At 41.7% G+C, this 17,389-nt stretch carries 18 protein-coding genes, 1 tRNA gene and 1 riboswitch; of the genes, 14 read left to right on the top strand and 5 right to left on the bottom strand.

Annotated features, from left to right (window positions below; translation table 11 throughout):
- Positions 1-8: 8 nt before the first annotated feature.
- The 8 genes from DS731_RS16320 (at position 9) to DS731_RS16285 (ending at position 6,912) form a co-directional block, all read left to right on the top strand.
- The gene (locus DS731_RS16320) at positions 9-881 is read left to right on the top strand and encodes a cation diffusion facilitator family transporter (RefSeq protein ID WP_119502335.1); all 873 of its coding nucleotides are present in this window, start codon (positions 9-11) and stop codon (positions 879-881) included.
- Between the two features lies 1 nt (position 882).
- Positions 883-1,233, top strand: coding sequence for a hypothetical protein (locus DS731_RS16315; RefSeq protein WP_119502334.1), 351 nt, complete (start codon positions 883-885; stop codon positions 1,231-1,233).
- Positions 1,234-1,259: 26 nt separating this feature from the next.
- Positions 1,260-1,434: riboswitch (yybP-ykoY riboswitch) on the top strand.
- Between the two features lie 6 nt (positions 1,435-1,440).
- Positions 1,441-2,007 carry a manganese efflux pump MntP gene (locus DS731_RS16310; protein WP_119503456.1) on the top strand — a complete coding sequence of 189 codons (567 nt, stop codon included), beginning with the start codon at positions 1,441-1,443 and terminating at the stop codon, positions 2,005-2,007.
- A 326-nt stretch (positions 2,008-2,333) separates the two neighbouring features.
- On the top strand, positions 2,334-2,627 hold the full coding sequence (locus DS731_RS16305; protein WP_232373388.1) for a hypothetical protein: 294 nt from the start codon (positions 2,334-2,336) through the stop codon (positions 2,625-2,627).
- A 52-nt stretch (positions 2,628-2,679) separates the two neighbouring features.
- Positions 2,680-3,830, top strand: a protein-coding gene (locus DS731_RS16300) for an IS3 family transposase (RefSeq protein ID WP_119500375.1) whose coding sequence is annotated in 2 segments (ribosomal slippage) — positions 2,680-2,917 and positions 2,917-3,830 — 1,152 coding nt in all. Because the reading frame shifts where the segments join, the coding sequence is not laid out codon by codon here.
- Positions 3,831-4,033: 203 nt separating this feature from the next.
- Positions 4,034-4,855 carry a site-specific integrase gene (locus tag DS731_RS16295; RefSeq protein WP_232373387.1) on the top strand — a complete coding sequence of 274 codons (822 nt, stop codon included), beginning with the start codon at positions 4,034-4,036 and terminating at the stop codon, positions 4,853-4,855.
- Positions 4,856-5,260: 405 nt separating this feature from the next.
- Entirely contained in the window at positions 5,261-5,776 is a 516-nt protein-coding gene (locus DS731_RS16290; RefSeq protein ID WP_119502333.1) for a hypothetical protein, read from the top strand.
- A gap of 152 nt (positions 5,777-5,928) precedes the next feature.
- Positions 5,929-6,912 carry a hypothetical protein gene (locus DS731_RS16285; protein WP_119502332.1) on the top strand — a complete coding sequence of 328 codons (984 nt, stop codon included), beginning with the start codon at positions 5,929-5,931 and terminating at the stop codon, positions 6,910-6,912.
- Between the two features lie 260 nt (positions 6,913-7,172).
- Here the strand turns inward: DS731_RS16285 and DS731_RS16280 are convergent, their stop codons facing one another.
- Positions 7,173-8,213, bottom strand: a complete 1,041-nt coding sequence (locus DS731_RS16280; protein WP_119502331.1) for an IS481 family transposase — start codon at positions 8,211-8,213, stop codon at positions 7,173-7,175.
- A 325-nt stretch (positions 8,214-8,538) separates the two neighbouring features.
- Between DS731_RS16280 and DS731_RS16270 the strand changes: the two genes are divergently transcribed.
- On the top strand, positions 8,539-9,336 hold the full coding sequence (locus DS731_RS16270) for a hypothetical protein (protein WP_119502329.1): 798 nt from the start codon (positions 8,539-8,541) through the stop codon (positions 9,334-9,336).
- 530 nt (positions 9,337-9,866) lie between these two features.
- On the opposite strand, the gene DS731_RS16265 is transcribed toward DS731_RS16270, so the two are convergent.
- The 3 genes from DS731_RS16265 to DS731_RS16255 form a co-directional block, all read right to left on the bottom strand.
- Positions 9,867-10,817 carry an IS30 family transposase gene (locus DS731_RS16265; RefSeq protein WP_119501804.1) on the bottom strand — a complete coding sequence of 317 codons (951 nt, stop codon included), beginning with the start codon at positions 10,815-10,817 and terminating at the stop codon, positions 9,867-9,869.
- Between the two features lie 88 nt (positions 10,818-10,905).
- Positions 10,906-11,802 carry a hypothetical protein gene (locus tag DS731_RS16260; protein WP_119502328.1) on the bottom strand — a complete coding sequence of 299 codons (897 nt, stop codon included), beginning with the start codon at positions 11,800-11,802 and terminating at the stop codon, positions 10,906-10,908.
- Positions 11,799-12,668 (bottom strand): hypothetical protein, encoded by an 870-nt coding sequence (locus DS731_RS16255; protein ID WP_119502327.1) that lies wholly within the window; start codon positions 12,666-12,668, stop codon positions 11,799-11,801. The genes DS731_RS16260 and DS731_RS16255 overlap by 4 nt, the downstream gene beginning before the upstream one ends.
- A gap of 171 nt (positions 12,669-12,839) precedes the next feature.
- Here DS731_RS16255 and DS731_RS16250 point away from each other — a divergent pair, with 171 nt between their 5' ends.
- From DS731_RS16250 to DS731_RS16235, 4 genes are all read left to right on the top strand, one after another.
- The gene (locus tag DS731_RS16250; protein WP_119502326.1) at positions 12,840-13,745 is read left to right on the top strand and encodes a hypothetical protein; all 906 of its coding nucleotides are present in this window, start codon (positions 12,840-12,842) and stop codon (positions 13,743-13,745) included.
- An 88-nt stretch (positions 13,746-13,833) separates the two neighbouring features.
- A complete protein-coding gene (locus DS731_RS16245) occupies positions 13,834-14,784 on the top strand; it encodes an IS30 family transposase (RefSeq protein WP_119501804.1) in 951 nt (316 codons plus the stop codon).
- A gap of 24 nt (positions 14,785-14,808) precedes the next feature.
- Positions 14,809-16,101, top strand: coding sequence for a hypothetical protein (locus DS731_RS16240; protein WP_119502325.1), 1,293 nt, complete (start codon positions 14,809-14,811; stop codon positions 16,099-16,101).
- Positions 16,082-16,381: a hypothetical protein gene (locus DS731_RS16235; RefSeq protein ID WP_119502324.1), complete on the top strand. Its 300-nt coding sequence runs from the start codon at positions 16,082-16,084 to the stop codon at positions 16,379-16,381. Before DS731_RS16240 ends, DS731_RS16235 begins: the two co-directional genes overlap by 20 nt.
- 91 nt (positions 16,382-16,472) lie before the next feature.
- Here DS731_RS16235 and DS731_RS16230 read toward each other — a convergent pair.
- Positions 16,473-16,557 (bottom strand) — tRNA-Leu (locus DS731_RS16230).
- A gap of 388 nt (positions 16,558-16,945) precedes the next feature.
- Between DS731_RS16230 and DS731_RS16225 the strand changes: the two genes are divergently transcribed.
- Positions 16,946-17,389 carry an RDD family protein gene (locus DS731_RS16225; protein ID WP_232373567.1) on the top strand — a complete coding sequence of 148 codons (444 nt, stop codon included), beginning with the start codon at positions 16,946-16,948 and terminating at the stop codon, positions 17,387-17,389.

The raw sequence follows: 17,389 nt of genomic DNA, 5'->3' as shown, positions 1-17,389 counted from the left end.
GAGCCTCTATGACTCATAATCATTCGAATAGCTCAAACAAAATTGGGTGGGCTTTTCTATTAAATTTCAGCTTCACAATTATTGAATTTATTGGCGGCTGGCTAACGAACAGCACTGCTATAATGGCAGATGCTGTTCATGATCTCGGCGATTCAATTTCTATTGGAAGCGCCTGGTGTCTCAATAAGTTAGGAGAGAGAGAGGCCGATGAAAATTTCACATATGGGTACAAGCGACTCAGCCTGTTAGGGGCATTTATTAACGGAGCCGTACTTATCCTTGGCTCAATCTGGGTATTATCAGAAGCCATTCCTCGAGTATTAGACCCGGTCGTTCCAAATACAGAAGGCATGATATTACTTGCGATTCTAGGTGTCGCTGTAAACGGCTTTGCTGTGTACAAACTCCAGGGAGGAAATACCCTAAACGAGAGAGTGTTGAACTGGCATTTATTGGAGGACGTTTTAGGCTGGGTTGCTGTATTAATTATTGCCATAGTAATGCAATTTGTCGACTGGCCAATTTTAGACCCCCTACTTTCGATTGGCTTTACGCTTTTTATATTGTTTAATGTAATTCGAAACTTATTAGCAACTTTAAAATTATTTTTGCAAGGTGTTCCAGAGAAAAACCTATACAATAGAGTGACGGATGAAATTCTAAAAATTGATAAAATAAAAAGCATCCACGAATTAAGAATCTGGTCACTTGATGGAGAACATAATGTTATTACTTTACACATTACAAGTACCTTAAAGAGAATTGAAGAATATAAGCTATTGAAGCTTGAAGTTTATGATAGCTTGGCGAAATTTGACTTCAGCTACAGCACAATTGAAATAGAGTTTACTGACGATTTTTGTAAAAACATGGAAGGGTAATATGAAGTCTTATCCTTCATTAACAATGACAGTTGAAAGTAATTCAAATTCAAGGACTAAGCTAAAATTTAATCTTTGGTTCGTTTTTTACGATAATTTTTTATTTGCCAGACCATACGATATTAAATCAATACCAGCATTAGGTAAAATTAACCGTATAGGTAGAGGATTATTTGAATTGGGATGTCAAAAGTTTGACTCTGAGTACGCATTGCTTGGAACTAAAGTTCTGAATTATCCAATTAATGCTCTTTTCGCTGAAAAGTATGAGGAAAATATTTATTTCGGCTCGGTAGTGTCTGAGAAAGCTCAGAGTAGAACAATCAAGATCGCGACAATCAAGCAGTTGTGATATCTAAAATTTTGAGGTAAGGTTGCTTCCACTTCGTTGGGGAGTAGCCTGTTTCCTACAATTTGGGAAAAGTCCATATCAACATAATTGGTCAAAGACCATGGTATGAACGCCTTTTTGGTTGGCGAGACCATCGATAGAATTACACCTCTGGTTGGGCGTGTAGTTTTATCGTGGACTCAATTGCCCAACCAGAGAGTTATAGGAATGAATCTACTCGCACTTATTTTCCTTTCCTTTGCAATGTCTACAGACGCCTTCGCAGCCGCTATTGCAAAAGGCGTTAACTTAAGAAAACCGAAAATATCAATTGCATTAAAAACAGGAATAATATTCGGTATCATAGAAGCAATAACACCAATGTTGGGATGGGGATTGGGTAAATTATCTTCTTCATTCATTGTGTCTTGGGACCATTGGTTAGCATTCGGCATATTATCGTTATTAGGTACTTTCACAATATTTAAGTCTTTCAGTCCTACTGAAAAAGATGATGGAAGAATAAATAACCAGTCAATATTAATAACCATTCTAACAGCAATTGGTACTAGTATTGATGCAATGGCAGTAGGAATTAGTTTAGCATTTGTCGATGTAAATATCGCCTTAGCTTCAATGATGATCGGATTAGCTACATGTTTGATGGTAACCATCGGCATAATGGTTGGTAGCGCGCTTGGACTAATTGTGGGAAAACGAGCAGAAACAGTGGGGGGAATTGTCCTGATTACCGTTGGTACATGGGTTTTAATTTCTCATATCTACCAAATATAATCATCTCATAATTAGAGTAACGCCCTGAGATCAGGGCTATTATGTAGTAACCTAAGTTATAAACCTACCCTAAACTAGCGACATGTCTTTTCAAATTTATTCAGTGTAATCGGAACCGTAAAAAGAGAGCTCTTGATGAAAAGGTCACGTTAATACGTGTTAACAGTACCTGCTGTGCAAGATCTGACTAACGTATCTAGATATATTGGTAACGTTAATGAATGTTAACATGAACTAAAAATATCCATATAAAACAGGTAGATATTATTTGTCAGCCATATATACTCGAAGTAAGCGCAATATTTTTTCTTTGCAAACGAGTATTTATGGCTAAGCAGCTAGCAAGACACGACATCGACGATTCACTTTATATCTTTCTTCAAAACAACAGTAAGAAGTGGTACGCACGCTTTCAGTTGTTCGGCAAATGGCACTGCAAATCTACGAAGCAGACTGAAAAAGAAGAGGCTATGGCTGCAGCGAGATTGCTGCGCATGGAATGGAAGATAAAAGCAGAAACTGGAACTCTGACCAAGAGTAAGCGATTTCGCGATGTTGCAGAAAGATGCATTCTCGCTATGGAGCATGAACTTGCACATAGTGGTGTGGTAAGCCCCTAGCTCCCTAGACACTTTATAGCTTTATAATTACATAAACTATGAGGTGTTACTAATGAGCGGAAAACGCTACCCCGAAGAATTTAAAATCCAGGCTGTTGAGCAAGTCACGAAGCAAGGTCATTCTTTGTCCTCTGTGGCTGAACGTCTAGGTATCAGTTACAAGTCCCTGTCAGATTGGGTGAAGCGTTACGACAAACCTGCTAGCCAACGAAAGCAGGATGATGATCAGGCTGCAGAACTCCGTCGTCTTCGTGCTGAGTTAAAACGCGTTACGATGGAACGAGACATATTAAAGGAAGCCGCCGTGTACTTTGCCGGGGAGTCAAAGAAAAGTACACGTTCGTAAGGGAGCGGCTCCCGCGCTATCCAGTTAAAGTTATGTGCCAGATCCTCAATATCGAGCGCAGCGGCTTCTATGCTTGGCTCCAGGAGCCGTTAAGTGCCCGGGCCAAGGAAGATCAGCGATTACTAGGTAAAATCAAGCAGTTCTGGCTTGAAAGCGGTTGTACCTATGGTTACCGGAATATCACTATCGATTTGAAAAGCGACGGTGAGACATGCGGTAAGAATCGTGTCCACCGCATAATGCGAGAAGCCAGTATCCGCGCAGTGCGCGGTTACAAACGCCATCCAGGGTTCAAAGGCGGCAAAGTTAACATAGCTGCCCCAAATACTCTGAACCGCGAATTTATCGTCGATAAGCCAGATAGTTACTGGGTAACAGATTTTACATATATCCGTACCTACGAAGGCTGGTTATATCTTACCGTAGTTATCGACCTGTTCTCGCGACGAGTAGTAGGCTGGACGATGAAGAGCAGTCCAAAAGCGGACTTGGTCATTGATGCATTGCTCATGGCGGTTTGGCGCCGCAGGCCCAAGCAGAAGGTATTGGTTCACTCAGATCAGGGAATTCAGTATACCTCCTCAGACTGGCGTTCCTTCCTGAATGAACACAATCTGGAAGCAAGTATGAGCAGAAAAGGTAACTGTCACGATAATGCAGTTGCAGAAAGCTTCTTCTCTCTGCTTAAAAAAGATCGAGTGAAACGAAAAATATACCCGACACGCGCTCAGGCAAGGGCCGATATATTTGATTACATCGAAGGATTCTACAATCCAAGACGCAATCATGGTACAAATGGTGGACTGTCTCCAGTCAGATATGAAAAGCAGTATTATCAGCAGCTTGAAGATGTCTAGAAAACTGGGGGCTTACCAGTGGCAAGGTTAGTTACAAAGACTATATAGGGGCACTGCGTCGTTATCACATTCCTTTTTTTGACCGAACATACATCACTTCGCTTGATCAGGACAAGCTTAAGGAATTTGATATCTGGCGAATTCAGAAAGCAGGTAAAGTTCTCAATAAATCTACTCTACTTACGCACAATGCTGCATTGCAGATGGTTTTTAAAGAAGCTGTTGAGCGCCAGTGGATGTTACCTGTTCAAGTTCCTGTATTAAGTAATAAAGGTGAGCAAGGCGCAAGACGAGCAGCTTTTAGTGAAGAGGAATATGAGAAGGTCAAAGAGACAATCGAAGGCATGAGGGATAACAGTCGTAAAGAGAAAACTCGACAAATTCGCGAGCTTCTACTCGATTACGCTGATGTTGTTGTCAATACAGGTATTCGTCCCGGTACCGAGATGGAAGAGCTTACTTGGGGTGATATTTTGATGACGAGGCAAGCGCATCAAGTCATCTTCAAAGTCAAGGTTAGGAAGGGGAAAACGACTAAACATACCGGTACCAGAACAGTAGTTTGCAAAGACGAGTTTGTATATCCCTTGATGAATCTTATGGAAAGATTCCCGAAACGGAAACCCAGCGACAAGATCTTTTTACTCGCAGATGGTTCCAGCACAAATGAACTTGGAAGAACATTCGTTTCTGCTTTAGAAGAAGCGGACTTAAAGACGAGCCCAGACGGACCGAGGTCACTTTATTCTTTACGTCATACCTATATCACTTGGCAGCTTCTTACGAGGACACTCAGAATCGACGTATTGGCAAGGCAGTGTGGTACTAGCATAGCAATGATTGAACAGCATTATAGTCATGTGGTGCCAAGTATGTTTGAGCAAGAATTGTCTGGAGTCACGTTCGAAAAAATCGAGAAAAAGCCCTCAGCTAAATCACGTGAACGTAAAAAACGAATCCAGTCAAAATTATCTGAACGGTTTAAAGAGTGGGAAGCAGAGACTAAGCGTCGCGGCTGCATATGACCAAACTAATTCAACTTATTACACCATGTTTTATATAACGGTGCACTGAAGAGCTCACAGTTGTCACGGATCTAGCGCCTCTTGGTCAGAAGCGGACATGTTCATGCTATGCTGCTATAAACGTAAAGCGATTTTTCAGGCGCGAAAATATCAAACGACAGGGAAGTGGGAGTTGTAGACACTTTAAAAGGACAATACCTGCCGTTAAACGGAATAGTTTTGCCTAAACGTTAATCAGTTAGATAACTTCAGATATCTGAAAGTGTCTCTCCTATTAAAACAAGCGGTCATTCGTGCGAGGCTACTTTTGCACAAAATAGCCTGATTACAACTCTCCTTAATCAGTGCTCAGTTTTGGTCTAAGAATTGCTGTTCACTATCATCAATTAATAGTTCGGCAAACTTATGCTCATATCATCCAGTTACGCAACATCTCCTATACAGGCATATAAGCCGTCTGAAACAAAGCCACAATATGTCGTTGGCGAAGCGCCTGCAAGCCAGGGAGATAAAGTCACACTTTCAAAGGCTGCGCTAGACCTGGCTGCGCAGGAAAAAGACATAGAGTTTTCGAATAGTGTTGTGATGCAAATGGCCAGTCAAAACGACCAAAAAGCAGAAGACATGCTTGCGGCTTTTACATACGGACTTAATAACCCTTTAATCGATATCTCAAATCTGAATATGGCTACAGGAGAAGGAGCAACTTACTCGGCAACGGGTCAGCCAGTAACTGATGCCAGTGAAGCTCTCTTTGCCAGCCAGAACGAGTCATTGCTTAAACGAAATGAAATTTTAATTGCTCAGGAACGAGAAAAAGGCACCCCAGCAGCTAAGATACTCGAAAAAGTAATGCAATCGATTGACCAGCAACCACAAAGCTATAAGGACAAAATAGACTGGTCCAGATTATCTTCATAAAATCAAAGACTACCAATAAATTTCGATATCAATTTATAACAAAAGGTAAGAAGCGGATATCACATCATTGAACGCCTGCTCTTTGTATTGCTGTTGAAGGCTGGGTATATCTCTTTCACAAGTAAACAGGCTGGATTGGCTAGGGAGACCATATGAACTATGGCGTTACAATATTATCGGCAGAGTCTGTCGAACGCTTGCAAACCCGCCAACTGAATCAGCAGGAGATTACCGGTTTTGCAGCTATATTATCGCGCGCAGCCGGGCAACAGGAATCCGCCACTCAGTTTTTGCAGTCCTTATCGCAAGATGAATTAAAGTTGGTACAAAAGGCCCACAGTCTGGCCAGACCGATTCAGCTTTCAGCACTCTCTCAGGAGGGAGCGCAAAACTTATTAAGCCAACCTGATGGCTCCGACTTGGTTGATTTAAATAATGATGGCTTGGTCGAAGTGGGCGAAGGCAAAACGATTCATTTCCCGCCAGTTAATGCTCCGGCAAGCGTAAAGGTAGCCTGGCAGAAAGCCACGGCGGAACTATCTGAATTCGATAAAATGACGTTGGCCTTAACTATGCATCACATGGTATACGGGGTACATATTGATTTACCGGGCGTCAGCCCTAAAGCTGCATTGCCTCCCGAACAACAATGGAATCAGACCAATATAAAGGCGCTGTATGATTATGCCCGGTCAAACCTGCAGTTTAGGGTAAACATGGAAGGTTGGACGTCTTACAACAAAATGCTTAATCAGGTTTATGAGCGTTTTTTTAGTGCTATTACGACTCTCCCTGCTGCGGGATTAACACCAACTCGCGTGGCGACTACACAGGGCAATGCAATTAGCGCACAGGCGAGTAACGCCGAAACTACTACCCCGGAAGTCTCTACCCTGAAGTCCCCCTTATCACGACAACAGCAAATTAATCAATTGTTACTGGATACCCGGCTCGGCATTGAGCGTGATAAAATAAAAGAACTCGAAGAAAAAATGGAAGCTGTACGTAGTGATAGTACTTTGAGCAGCATGGAAAAACGGGACAAACTATTGGCACTACAAGCTTCCATTGAACAATTAATTAAGCAAGCTCAACAACGTACAATTGAAGAGGAAAAGCGCCGGGCAACACTCTAAATTAGAGCACTCGCCGCTTTTGGTCAGTAGCGGATATCAGCAATAACCAATTAACGCTAGTCTTGTAAGTGAAAGTACGGGGCTGTATACACAAAACGGCCCCGAGTTTGCGTCCTTACGACCGAAAGAATAGTCGACTGCGACTTTTTAAAGAGAAAAAGAGATCCATTACATATCAGCAAGTTTTTCAAACGTACGCTTATGTGTACTAGCTCAGACCTGATCTGACAGTTACCCAGTTTTCTGGTGCCAGCGTCAGATTAGATTTGAGCTAAATTCTTCTCAGCCCAAACCTGTTTCCCATCAATTAATGTTTCTATTGGCGTTCTGCCGCAGCACATTTTGCCCTGATGAGTTCGTTCATTGTTGTAATAATCCAGCCACTCGTCCAGATCTTTCTGCAACATCTCCAGTGAATCATAGAGTTTCTTACGGAACGTAACCTGATAAAACTCGTTGAGAATGGTTTTGTGGAAGCGTTCACAGATACCGTTTGTCTGCGGATGACGGGCTTTTGTTTTTGTGTGGTCGATATCATTTATCGCGAGATAAAGCTGGTAATCATGCTGTTCGACCTTTCCACAGTATTCCGTCCCTCTGTCGGTAAGAATTCTTAACATCGGCAGCTCCTGAGCCTCGAAGAACGGCAATACCCGATCATTCAGTACATCTGCGGAGGTGATAGGCGTCTTCGTTGTGTAGAGCTTAGCAAACGCAATCTTGCTGTAGGTATCAACAAACGTCTGCTGGTAAATCCGACCAACACCTTTTAAATTTCCAACGTAAAACGTGTCCTGAGAGCCGAGATAGCCTGGGTGATGTGTTTCAATTTCACCGCAGGCTTCATCATCCTGTTTCTTCCTTTCCAGTGCTGCAACTTGCTCGTCGGTTAGAATAATTCCTTCCTTCTCGACCTTCTCTTCAAGCGCAGCCAGACGCTTTTTAAAGTTCTCAAGGTTATGGCGGAGCCAGATAGAACGCACGCCGCTGCCGGATACGAATACGCCTTGCTTGCGAAGTTCATTACTGGTTCTTGCTTGACCGTGGGCAGGATAATCGACGGCGTGAACGAGTACAGCTTGCTCGGTCTGCTCATCAACGCGATTCTTTAAGTTAGGTGTTCTTCTGGATTTGCTGATTAGCGAATCAACACCGCCATCTTCAACTAACTCTTGATAGCGATAAAATGTGTCTCGGGATACGCCCATCACTTTACAGGCCTTAGAGACGTTGCCGAGTTCTTCGGCCAGATTGAGTAATCCTGCTTTGTGTTTAATGATTGGATTGCTAGTATGCAACATGAGAGTTACCTTTTGGTTTGTTTAATAAAGATTCGACACCTTTATCAAACTGGGTAACTCTCATCTTTTCAAGTCGATGTGTCAGATCTGGTTGGAACTAATTCAGCTTATGTCTTCTTAATACCAGCTTAGTCTCTGATTTCACAATTTGCTGGCCAGACTCACCGGACAAGTCAAGTTTCTTGCTGGCAACGATTCTAGGGCGTTTAACAGCTTTCACGCCGTATATTTCAATTTTTGTATTCATAAACACCTCTACCAATATGACTGCTAGTATACTGCTGGTTCAGAGATTAGAGAATCTGGTAGACCAAAGGAAATGACAATGAAAGCAGTAAACGAGTTGCGATGCCGATTGAAGCGAGAACTTTCATTAGCGCAAATAGACAGTGAAATAGCTGATATAAGTACAAAGCATACGGCAACCTGTCACCAAATAGCAGCTAATTCTTGGTTCTCAGCATTTGTCTACGCCAAATCGCTTAATGATGATAACGCGCTGCTGTATTCGCAGCGCGCCGATGAATATTACCAAAAAGCCTATGATGTACATCCGCCGGGACAACTTTACAATTTAACACAACTATACATTAATGCTGTTTTACGTGGCGATGATACCCGACTTGACTTGGCTAAGCACATATCCATCATGGCTTATGATAAAACGCAAGATGAACTGCATAGTGTATTGACGCTTGTAGGGGCATTACTTTCAGTAAATCAGTCAGTAGAAAATTTTTTACCGCAACTAGCAAATGAAGAAAAGCACAAGTCTGACATAGTGCCTTTTGGCAGTACCGACGCAGTCAAGGCTATTTTATCTAATGATGAACCCGCGCTTATCAATAGTGTAGATGAATTGTTAGCCATTCATGCCAAACGGGCAGGTAATTTACGGTCCTCTATTAGTATTGGGTCTTCCAATACTGTGATCTGCCGTATGGCTATTTTACTTTGCGAAGCGGCACAGCAACGCGGTATGGATATAAAAGAGAAATTAAACAAGCGCCGTCAAAAGATGAATTTGAGGTTGTGTAGTCCTGCAGAATTTCCTGATATCAAAGAAACAATAAAGTTTCCGCTGGAGGTGGATTTTTTAACTGGTCAGGCATTTCTCAAATAAATAAAGCGATTAACCGGTCATATAGGGACATTTGCTGAATGTCCCTTTTTATAGCTTTTCGATACATGAATGTCCGCTTCGCTCTTAGCGGACATTTCCCTTATCTTCATACTTTCTGGGTGTTTATGAGCTATCGCACTAAATCAAAAATCTGGCCAATGGTATGGCTTAGTGAAGCGAAGTTGGTACTGATTAAGGTAATGGTAATATAAATTAACTTTATCTGTAGAGGTAAATGCTACCTCTACGATCCCATACGTATAAGTTTTTAAGCTAAGCTATTTTATTCAAATAGGTTGTCTCAGTTTTGATTACTTACAAGCATACTTTAATGCATATTTAATATATGTGATTGTTATAACAGTGTGAATCTAGTTCTATTAACAGCTGTTAACTGTCAGGGTGATAAGTAATTTTGCATGTTATTTCTGTAGTCATCACACAGCTTCCAATATCTTTTTTTGTTATTTTCCCAAATTTCATAAATTTTTAACCCGCGAATTCAACTCCGAAGTGCACCACTCGCTAAATTAGGCAGCCTTGCGTAATTCATTGAATACCGCAACAGGTTGCCTGAAGCCGAGGCTCTTTCTCGGTCTGGCATTTAATGCCCGCTCTATTTCACTAATTTGCCTATCCGATACCGTCCGTAAATCGGTGCCTTTCCTGATGTACTGGCGCAGTAAACCGTTGAAGTTCTCATTCAGTCCGCGTTCCCAGGATGAGTACGGATTCGCGAAGTAGATATTGGTTTTGAGCTTCTCAGCGACCAGCTCGTGGTCACAGAATTCGCTGCCGTTGTCCGCTGTGATTGTTCGGACATGACCTCGATATTTCCACAGCATGCCAACTATGGCTCGGGCCACGTCTGCTGCGCTTTTCGCTGGCACTTTGCGTATCAGGTATAGCTTACTTTTGCGCTCGACTAGACTAACAATCGCGCCCGTTCCTTGCTTGCCCAGAACCGTGTCAGCTTCCCAGTCACCGAACCGTTTTTTCTTGTTCACAATAGCGGGACGATGCTCAATGCCAACGCGATTCGGAATAATTATCCGCTTCGCACGGTCACCTTTACGATACCTTCTGTGACTCTGGCGCAGCTGTTTGTACAACCTACCGCCACTCAATTTATCACGCTGGACGTAGCGATAAATCCATTCGTGACTGACATGATGACCGATGATTTTACCTACACCAGCAATTTGCTCAGGGCTCCATTTTTCGTTCAGCCCGAACTCAACAAAGGTAATCGTCAGTTCAGACATCCTGAACTTTGCGGCTTGGCTACGTCGCTTCAATGCCTTCGCCTGAGCCACTTCCGGCAAATAGTGGTTATCCCGAATTCTATTGCGATTTACTTCCCGACTGATTGTGCTGTGACTCACGCTCAGACGTTTTCCGATCTCCCTGTAACTGAAACCCTCGCGTAAGTAGGCCTCAATCTGGTATCGTTGTCCCTCGATCAACTGCTTGTAACTCATGGTAATACTCTAATTGTTTGGCGACTTTAGAATACCACCAACAGGCAGTTGATCATCTATCACCCGTTAACCATGAGTGGTGCACTTATTATCTGAATTCGGGATTGCCTAATAATCCACATAACTGATCCTGAATTTCTTTACACCTTTTCAAGACGAAGTCTGGAGATAGCAGAGGTTCATTAAACTCTTTCAATTTATTTATCAACTGGCGTTTCTCGTTAGGACTATATGACATAATTAATGGAGTGATGCCGAATCTACGGACTATTGACCTCTGACTCGCCGTAAGAATATTTTTGTTAAATAGTCGCCTCCTATTAATAAATAAAATACTGTCTAAACGTTTTTGAATATCCAATTCGGTAAAAATAGATTCCAGAGGTGCTCTGGGCTTAAATCGCATTTCTACTCTTAGGCAACCCGGACTGGTAACGTAAGAGTACCGAGACTCTTTCCATTGCTTGGCGTAAATACACAGATAAAATTTCGAAGTGGATTTTCCTAGCCTGATACAAACAAGCTCACCTTTCTGAGCAAAAGTCGCACTGTAGACTTTTGAACGAAGTTTGTGGCAGTACAAATAATCAAGTGAACCTTCAACATTCATAGCAACATCAATACGTGTTACACAGGTGTAGACCTTCTCAGTCGGAATATTCAGGAGTAAAACTTTAATAATTTGAACAGCCCGTTCGTAATGCACTTCTTCATAGGGGTGTCCTTTAAACTCAATTCTTAAAGGTGAATCATCACCATTGAATGGGTTTACCTGTACCCACATTGTTCTGATGCCCTCCCCCAAATCGACTCTTACTGTTTTACGATATCTGGACGCACTAAATTCACCCTTTTCAGCTGAAAAAAAATCGTCATTGCTAAAAGCTTCGATATTTTTTTTAAGAGTAGTAAGGTATTTTCTCTGTGTATTAAGTGTTAACGATAGCGCATCCAATTCCAGGCCAGGGATATTTGGAGTACTCATTTTCGGCCTCCTTTTTTCTTAATCTTACGATTGGAGCGAACTCTTTCAATTGAAATCTTCAACTCTTTCTTTACTTTTTCAAGTAAATCTTCACCATGAGAGGAACGAAGCTCTTTTGCTAAAAAATCCATTAAAAATTTAAGGAAATCAGTATCCTCATTATAATCCTTTAGCGCCCGCGTTAATTTTTTAGCCGGCCTATCAAGATCTTTCTTCTTCACAGATTTTTTATTTGACGAAGCGTCCTTGTTGATACCAGATTTAGCTGACGTAGCTTTATCATGCTGTAAGAGTAGCGAGGCTTTAAGCTCTTCGACCTTAGTGCGAGTAAGCCATTTGGGTGATATACGAATTTCAGAATTTCCTTCATCTTTCCATTTATCCTGCGCCAGCTTCTTAAACTCTTTGATTTGCGAGTCATCTAGATGTTTTAGACTGCGCATCGCATTCATCGAGTACATGCCTATGGATTTGGTTCCGAATAACCTTTGCTCAGTTATCGCTGCATTTAAAGTTGCTAGCACGGCTGCGTATTCCAGCTCAGGGTGCTCTTTTTCTATAAAGTTCTTTAAGCTACTATAGCCCAGCTTATTCCAATCATTAATTTTGGCTAACTGCAAAAGCCCTTTCGTGAAATCTTGTTTAGCACTTCGCAAACTCTCTGAAATCTCCTTTAAACTAAGTTTTACTTTAGGTGAGGAAGTTCCCGACTTTTTGACTAACCTTCTCTTTTTATTATTTTTTAATTTTCTTTTCGTCGACTTTTTCTTTTGCGTCATCGCAGACTCTCCAATATGTGAATTAATGTAAGTTGCCCAGCAAGCGCCGATGTAGTACATCGTCTTGCGATTTACATTTTCACGCATGTGACAAAGCCAACTTTCCTCTGCGAGCTAATTCACCTGTCACCTCGAACTTATAAAACACAGAAAGTGTGCTATATTGATAAAAAATGAATATAAAAGGTTACGAATCAAAAAATAAAACCTTAAAAATCAATTGATTAAATAAAAATTCTGGATAAAAATGAGTTCTTTATGACATGGAGTATTGAAAACGATTTTGACCTTGAAGAATATATTGTCGAAAGTCGCCAGATACTGGGACGTCATGAGCGCATCGAATATCGCTTGGTCAGAAAAACGAAGAGCAGAGCAAACGACATAGCCAGATGTAATAAAGACCCTCGAGGAGGTCATCGCAGGATCATTTCAATACATCAGTTATTGTCTCTTCGCGATTATTTATCTGGACAGCTAAATAAATTGCCCCTATTTGAAATTGGCAATGAGAGTGAACTCGAAGAGTTAGAGAGATACGAAAAACTTTATTCAGCAGCTGAGGACTATTTTCGTATTTACAAAAACAAAATAAACAAATCTGTGCAGCTAGATTTTGAAGAAGTTTCGGAGTGGGTCTATGCGTGGAGTGAATATCTAGAAATCCTCTATGAGAAAAACAATTCAAAACTACGCAAACGTTTCTTGAAAAATGAAAAGTACAAGATAAAAAAAAGAGTAGACAAAAGGAAGCTAAGTAGGGAAAGTAATCTATCAATTAGCAAACAGCATGAAAAATCACTATCCCCACCAAAACTCGAGTATTATGCATTTGAGGACAATAAATTAAAAAATCCGTTTCATCAATTCAAAGCACTCGAAAAAGAATATTCCAAACGACACCCTAAGTTTATATTTAAATACCTCCGAGAGTATAAAACTCTATACATAAAACCCAAGTTAAAAAACTCTGTAGAGTTCACATTTGATGACTTGAGAATTGTGGATAAATATTTTTCCAAGCCACGCGTTTTCAATAATCTATCACATACTGAGAAAAAACTTCTCAACACACACTTAAAGCTGGCAGAAGTTGTGATAAATAAACAGCAAAAAGGAATAGTAGATTTCGAGCTTCTACAGACTTGGCCCGAATTCAGATAATAAGTGCACCACTCATGGTTAACGGGTGATAGATGATCAACTGCCTGTTGGTGGTATTCTAAAGTCGCCAAACAATTAGAGTATTACCATGAGTTACAAGCAGTTGATCGAGGGACAACGATACCAGATTGAGGCCTACTTACGCGAGGGTTTCAGTTACAGGGAGATCGGAAAACGTCTGAGCGTGAGTCACAGCACAATCAGTCGGGAAGTAAATCGCAATAGAATTCGGGATAACCACTATTTGCCGGAAGTGGCTCAGGCGAAGGCATTGAAGCGACGTAGCCAAGCCGCAAAGTTCAGGATGTCTGAACTGACGATTACCTTTGTTGAGTTCGGGCTGAACGAAAAATGGAGCCCTGAGCAAATTGCTGGTGTAGGTAAAATCATCGGTCATCATGTCAGTCACGAATGGATTTATCGCTACGTCCAGCGTGATAAATTGAGTGGCGGTAGGTTGTACAAACAGCTGCGCCAGAGTCACAGAAGGTATCGTAAAGGTGACCGTGCGAAGCGGATAATTATTCCGAATCGCGTTGGCATTGAGCATCGTCCCGCTATTGTGAACAAGAAAAAACGGTTCGGTGACTGGGAAGCTGACACGGTTCTGGGCAAGCAAGGAACGGGCGCGATTGTTAGTCTAGTCGAGCGCAAAAGTAAGCTATACCTGATACGCAAAGTGCCAGCGAAAAGCGCAGCAGACGTGGCCCGAGCCATAGTTGGCATGCTGTGGAAATATCGAGGTCATGTCCGAACAATCACAGCGGACAACGGCAGCGAATTCTGTGACCACGAGCTGGTCGCTGAGAAGCTCAAAACCAATATCTACTTCGCGAATCCGTACTCATCCTGGGAACGCGGACTGAATGAGAACTTCAACGGTTTACTGCGCCAGTACATCAGGAAAGGCACCGATTTACGGACGGTATCGGATAGGCAAATTAGTGAAATAGAGCGGGCATTAAATGCCAGACCGAGAAAGAGCCTCGGCTTCAGGCAACCTGTTGCGGTATTCAATGAATTACGCAAGGCTGCCTAATTTAGCGAGTGGTGCACTTCGGAGTTGAATTCGCGATACTCTCAAAATGAAGAAGAAAAAATTAAATACATAAAACAATTTTCACTTTTAGAAAGTGATAGTGAAGATGATGAAAAGGTTTTTTCTACTCAGTTAAAGACGAAGCATAGCTTGATTACACAAGAGCATCTTGAAGAGTTTAAGGCTGCTGTTGACAGCTTAGCGAGTATTAATTTGGATGAAATTGAATCAAGTGTTGGAAAGTATATAGACTCCTTGTTAAGTCATGCGGCTGAATCTGATAAATTAGATTCTTTCGCAAAGGCATCACTATTCCGTGAGACTAAATTTACAGTTGACGATCTCAAAACGTTACGCGAGTTAATTAGATCAGTAGAGAAGCTTATTGAAAACACTGAGTATGAGCCAATAATTAGTCGGCATATAACTAGGAAGTCTTTGAAATTTCTCATTCTGGACTTAGTACGAGAGTTTACAAGCAAAAAAGAAGAGCAGCTTAAGAAGACTTTCGTAAATGATCTAGTTAGTAATATACAAAGTGAATTAAAATTGCAGACTGCTGCTGTCTCAATACATGACATAGATATGTATCATGTTATGCAGTGTTCCATGAAAGTCCATAAATTCAACGAACTGGTCGAGAAGGTTAAGGTTCCATCTCAATTTTTTAAGAAAAGTATTAAAGGGTTCAGTAAGGTCGCTGAGCGCAGAGTCTTCAGTGGCGCTAGTGACTTGAAAAGTTTGTCAGGTAGGATGCTTCGCTTTAGTGATGCTTACAACAAATATTCAGAATCTGGCTACGAATATTTGAAAGAGCTCAGAAACATAGCAGGCCTAGAAGAGTCGGAATACTATAAGTACTTTATTAAAATTGACTATAAAATACTGAATTCGCACGGTTATCCAGTTTCAGGTGGAGAGCGTTCAGAATTTAGGCTATTAGAAGAAATAAGTGATTCACAGCAGTATGATATGTTACTTATCGATGAGCCAGAATCTTCCTTTGACAATACATTTCTGCTTACAAAAGTAAATAATCTAATAAAAGAAATTTCTCAAAATATGCCTGTTGTTGTGGTAACACATAACGCTACGGTTGGTGCTTCTATTCGACCAGACTATCTACTTTATACAAAGAAGATTATCAAAGATGGGGAAGTGCGTTATATGATTTTTGCAGGTTATCCGAGTGATAAAGAGTTGGTAAGTCTGGATGGTGAAAAGATTAAAAACCATGATGTTTTACTAAGCTGTTTGGAAGCCGGCGAAATTCCTTATAAGGATAGGGGGGAAGGATATGAAATGCTTAAAAATTGAAAACGGTCGTGGACATTACTCCATAGACGGCAATGCCTGGAAAGAAATTGATAAGATTACGAAAGAAGAGCTATTGCAACTTCTTAATACTGGGTTGAAAGAAGGATTTGATATGGACGATATAGATGAGAAGGAAGTAAAAAATAAAGCTCATGAAATAATTTATCGAAACCTATATGGGAAGTTTCAGGAGCTAAATAGTAACAGGACTAGGTTTGAAGATGAAAGTAACATACTTTTCAAAGATGCAATGGAAAAATACTCTGTCCCGAAAGTATGACTAGGTGAGTGCTGTCCCCTGTGTATGGTGAGTAAGCATAAAAAAACCGACTAAAAAGTCGGTTTATTGTTTCTTCCGCTAAGGAAGAGAATGGTACCAGTGGGCGGACTCGAACCGCCACACCCGAAGGCGGGGGATTTTGAATCCCCTATGTCTACCAATTCCATCACACTGGCATTCGACATGGTGTCGATGAGGGATGCATTATAGCGATACGCGTTGCAGAGACAAGCACTTTTTCCTGAAAATCAGGGTTTGTGTGGCAGTCTGGCTAAAGAATGTGCAATCGTTGTCGAGGTACTTGATTCAGGTCGTACATCTGTCGATTTCCATACCCGAAGTGTTTGTCTCCTGTTTACTCCGGGTTATTCTGGCGTGGCTGTTTTAAACAAATTTAACCTGTAGTGCTGTGCCGGAGCTTTACTATTAAAGCTGTGCGTTGCGTAACGAAGTGAAGAGCTTGTGGGAAAACAAAAAAAGAAAGCGCCGGTTACTGAGCCGGCTGGTACATTGCAAGAAAGCACGGTACCCAACCGTGCCGGATTCTTCCGCCGTTTGCTGGCGATGGTGTACGACACACTGGTAGCTGTTGCGGTAGGCATGTGTGCAGCCATGGTGATGATAGTCACGCTGGTTGTGCTACTGAAAAACGATGTGCTGAGTTTGCAGGGCTTTGCAGAGCCCGCTGATTTGATTCAGCAATCTCTGCTTTATAAAACACTCATCCAGGTATGGGTAGGGCTTTGGATCACGGGCTTCTTTCTGTGGTTCTGGAAGAAGGGCGGTCAGACTATTGGTATGCGGGCATGGCGCTTACGTATTTTCAGTACGGTTGATGAGCCGGTTACCTGGGGCAGGTTGATTTTACGCCTGATCACGTCACTGGGCGGACTGGGTACCTTGCTGGTGCTGGTGGATTTTAAAAACAAGCAGTCACTACAGGACCGGGTCGCTAAAACTGAAGTGGTTCACTTGTCTAAAGAAGCCAACGACCACAAAAGCTGGTAG

The sequence above is a fragment of the Alteromonas sp. RKMC-009 genome (genome assembly GCF_003584565.2).
Classification (GTDB): Bacteria; Pseudomonadota; Gammaproteobacteria; order Enterobacterales; family Alteromonadaceae; genus Alteromonas.
This window is presented reverse-complemented; position numbering and strand designations above follow the sequence as displayed.